This window comes from Streptomyces lushanensis (assembly GCF_001700515.1).
In the GTDB taxonomy this organism is placed as follows: domain Bacteria; phylum Actinomycetota; class Actinomycetes; order Streptomycetales; family Streptomycetaceae; genus Streptomyces; species Streptomyces lushanensis.
On the sequence record NZ_MAUD01000195.1, the window covers coordinates 1 to 3,659 of the forward strand.

Here is a 3,659-nt window from a genome sequence, read left to right on the forward strand (position 1 = left end):
TCCGGGCCGGCCCGGACACGCGTTCGGCCTGCCTCGGGTCCGCTCCGGCGTCGGTCGGACACCGGAGCGGTACGGCACGGTCGCGTCGAGCGGTACGGCTCAGGCCTCGGTCTTGTCGCCCTTGCCGGCGGCGGGCTCGGCCGTCTCCACGGCCTCGACCGTCTCGGCCGCCGCCTCGTCGTCCTCGTCCTCGTCGCTCAGGTCGACCAGCACACCGTTCGTGTCCGTCACCTTCGCGGCCTCGACCACCACGGCGAGCGCCTTGCCGCGCGCGACCTCACCGACGAGCATCGGGACCTGGCCGCCCTCGACGACCGCCTTGGCGAACTCGTCCGGAGACATGCCGGAGGACTGGGCGCGCCGCATGAGGTGCTCGGTGAGCTCCTCCTGGTTGACGTTCAGCTTCTCCTTGTTGACCAGCTCGTCGAGGATGAACTGGGTCCGGATGCCCTTCTCCGCCTGCTCCTTGGTCTCGGTCTCGAACTCCTCCTCGGTCTTGCCCTGGATCTCCAGGTACTTCGCGAGGTCGAGTCCCATCTGACCGAGCTGGTGGTGCTCCAGGTTGTGCTTACGGGTGTTGATCTCGTCCGCGAGCAGCTTCTCCGGGATCGGCACCTCGGCGAGCTTCAGCAGCTCCTCCAGGACGCGCTCCTGGGCCTGGGTGGCCTGGTCGTACTGGCGGTTGCCCTCAAGGCGCTTGCGGCTGTCCGCGCGCAGCGCCTCCAGCGTGTCGAACTCGCTCGCCATCTGGGCGAAGTCGTCGTCCAGCTCGGGCACCTCGCGCGCGGAGACCTGGGAGACCTTGACGGTGACCTCGGCCTCCTTGCCCTCGGCGGTGCCGCCCTTCAGCTCGGAGGTGAAGGTGGCCTCGCCGCCGGCCTCCAGACCGATCACGGCCTCGTCGATGCCGTCGAGCAGCTCGCCGGAGCCGATGGTGTACTGCACACCGCTCGCGACGCCGTCGGGCAGCACCTCGCCGTCGACCTTGGCCTCCAGGTCGAGCGTCACGACATCGCCCTCGGCGGCGGCGCGCTCGACCGGGGTGGTGGACGCGAAGCGGTCGCGGAGCGCCTCGACGGCCTTGTCCACCTCCTCGTCGGAGACGTCGATGGCGTCGACGGTGACCTCGATACCGGAGTAGTCCGGGATCTCGATGACCGGGCGGACGTCCACCTCGGCGGTGAAGGCGAGCAGCTCGCCGTCCTTCAGCTCGGTGATGTCGACGTCGGGCTGGCCGAGGACATTCAGCTCACCCTCGTTGACCGCGTCGGTGTAGAACTTCGGGAGGGCGTCGTTGACGGCCTCCTCCAGCACAGCACCACGCCCGAACCGCTGGTCGATGATCCGGGCCGGGATCTTGCCCTTGCGGAAGCCCTTCACCGTGACCTGCTGGTTGATCTTCTTGTACGCCGCGTCGAGGCTGTCCTTGAGCTCCTCGAAGGGCACCTCGACAGTGAGCCGAACCCGAGTCGGGTTCAGGGTCTCCACGGCGCTCTTCACGGTTCGGTCTCCTTGGTGGCTGATTCTGGGGTTCTGCTGTGTCCGCCGCTCTCCGGCGGCCCAGCGGATCGGCCCGGCTCATCAGAGACTCTTCAGACACACGGGCACGCAGCTTGCATAGTAACCGCAAGCGGGAAGGCCCCCACAATGCGCTGCCGCGCTGCGATCCTGCGTGAATGGTCGGGGTGGCCGGATTCGAACCGACGACCTTCCGCTCCCAAAGCGGACGCGCTACCAAGCTGCGCCACACCCCGTCGGTGCGACACGTAGGGTACATGCCCGCGGGCGCCACGTCGGCCTCTTTGTCTGCCGTACGCCTGGTGTGCGACGAACAGCCCGGACCCGCTACGATGTTGTCCGTGCCGGAGTCCCGCAGGCTCACGGCACGCGCTGTGCGGGCGTAGCTCAATGGTAGAGCCCTAGTCTTCCAAACTAGCTACGCGGGTTCGATTCCCGTCGCCCGCTCCATGGCCTCCGGCCCGATCGCGTGCGTATGCCACCGGTCGGGCCGGAGGCGTTCACGGGCCTTGCACGAGTGGGGTCTGCGGGGTTCTCAGGGCCGCGTGTGCGCGCTAGAAGCTGATCTGGTTGATCGTGTCGGCTATCGAGTTGAGGAACCGGTTCACCGACGGCGCCATGTTGGTGGACGCGAGGAAGAAGCCGAAGAGGATCGCCACGATCGCCGGCCCGGCCTTGAGTGAGCCGCCCCTGATCAGCACCGCCATGATGATCGCCAGGAGAAGCACCACTGACAGCGAAATGGCCACAACTGATCACACCCTTGGTCGGTCCGCCTAGCCCTGCCGCGCGGGAGCGCACGGCGCTCGTACCCCGCTCCACACCCCGCCCGACCATGGTGCCATCAACCTCCGTATGAGTGGCGTCGGGTGACGGTTCCTAACCATCGGGATCGCGCCATTCACATACCGGGCGTGTCGCGCTCGCATCTCTCGTACGGCGCCACGATTCCCAGCTCATGACCGACTCGCGGGACAAATCATCCTGCGACTCGAAGTGGCCGACACGCCGCGCACCGACCGGCGATCATCAGCCAAATCGCAGCCTCCGAGGCATCTACAGGACGTCAAAAGTTGCTCAGTAAATCGTTTGGTAAACTAATTACTGACGATTCCTTGACACTTCCTTGGCGAACCGAAAGCCGAGCCACGGACGGACCCGAAGACGGAGGAGCGATCCCATCGGACACGCGGAGACCCTCATGGCCATGGGCGGCGCCTTCCTCGCCGCCGCCGTACTCGCCCGGCTGGGCAGCCGGATCGAGCTGCCCACGATCCCTCTCTTCATCCTGGCCGGGATCCTTCTCGGCCCTCACACGCCCGGCATCGTGCTGGTCTCCGATCCGCACGACCTGGAGATGCTCAGCGCCCTGGGCCTGGTCCTGCTGCTCTTCTATCTGGGCCTGGAATTCCATCTGGACGACCTCAAGGCGGGCGGCCGGAAGATGGCCCTCGCGGGCGGCACCTATCTGGCCCTGAACGTCGGCGCCGGACTCGGCTTCGGCTTCGCGCTCGGCTGGGGCACGAGCGAGGCGCTGGTGCTGGCCGGAGTGCTCGGCATCTCCTCGTCCGCCATCGTCACCAAGGTGCTGGTCGACCTCGGCCGGATCGGCAATCCGGAGACCCGGCCCATCCTCGGCATCATCGTGGTCGAGGACATCTTCCTGGCCCTCTATCTCGCGGCCCTCCAGCCGATCCTGTCCGGAGCCGACAGCCTCTCGGCGGCGGTGGCGGACGGGGCGAAGGCCTTCGGCTTCCTGCTGGCTCTCGCGGTCGCGGCCCGGTACGGCACCAAGCTGGTGGGCCGGTTCATCGCCACCAAGGACGACGAACTGCTGGTGATCTCCTTCCTCGGCATCGCGGTCTTCATGGCGGGCGTGTCGGAGTGGTTCGGAGTCGCGGACGCCATCGGCGCGTTCATGGTCGGGCTCATGCTCGGCGGTACGACCTCGGGCGACCGGATCCGCGCACTCGTCCATCCCCTGCGCGACGCCTTCGGCGCGATCTTCTTCTTCGCCTTCGGCCTGTCGATCAATCCGGGCGATCTGCCGACCGTCCTGTGGCCGGTTCTGGCCGCCGTCGCCGTGACGCTGGTCATGAACGTCCTGGCGGCGGAGATACCCGCCAGGACGTTCATGACCA

At 67.3% G+C, this 3,659-nt stretch carries 3 protein-coding genes and 2 tRNA genes; 2 read left to right on the forward strand and 3 right to left on the reverse strand.

What is annotated here, in order from left to right:
- Nucleotides 1-99: 99 nt before the first annotated feature.
- Nucleotides 100-1,500 carry a trigger factor gene (gene tig, locus BFF77_RS17430; protein WP_066950407.1) on the reverse strand — a complete coding sequence of 467 codons (1,401 nt, stop codon included), beginning with the start codon at nt 1,498-1,500 and terminating at the stop codon, nt 100-102.
- Nucleotides 1,501-1,677: 177 nt separating this feature from the next.
- Nucleotides 1,678-1,754 (reverse strand) — tRNA-Pro (locus BFF77_RS17435).
- Nucleotides 1,755-1,894: 140 nt separating this feature from the next.
- Between BFF77_RS17435 and BFF77_RS17440 the strand changes: the two genes are divergently transcribed.
- Nucleotides 1,895-1,968: transfer RNA gene (locus tag BFF77_RS17440), tRNA-Gly, on the forward strand.
- A 104-nt stretch (nt 1,969-2,072) separates the two neighbouring features.
- On the opposite strand, the gene BFF77_RS17445 is transcribed toward BFF77_RS17440, so the two are convergent.
- Nucleotides 2,073-2,267: a hypothetical protein gene (locus tag BFF77_RS17445; RefSeq protein WP_066950410.1), complete on the reverse strand. Its 195-nt coding sequence runs from the start codon at nt 2,265-2,267 to the stop codon at nt 2,073-2,075.
- Between the two features lie 458 nt (nt 2,268-2,725).
- Here BFF77_RS17445 and BFF77_RS17450 point away from each other — a divergent pair.
- Nucleotides 2,726-3,659 (forward strand): cation:proton antiporter (locus tag BFF77_RS17450; RefSeq protein WP_066950413.1); only part of this gene is annotated, 934 nt, incomplete at its 3' end.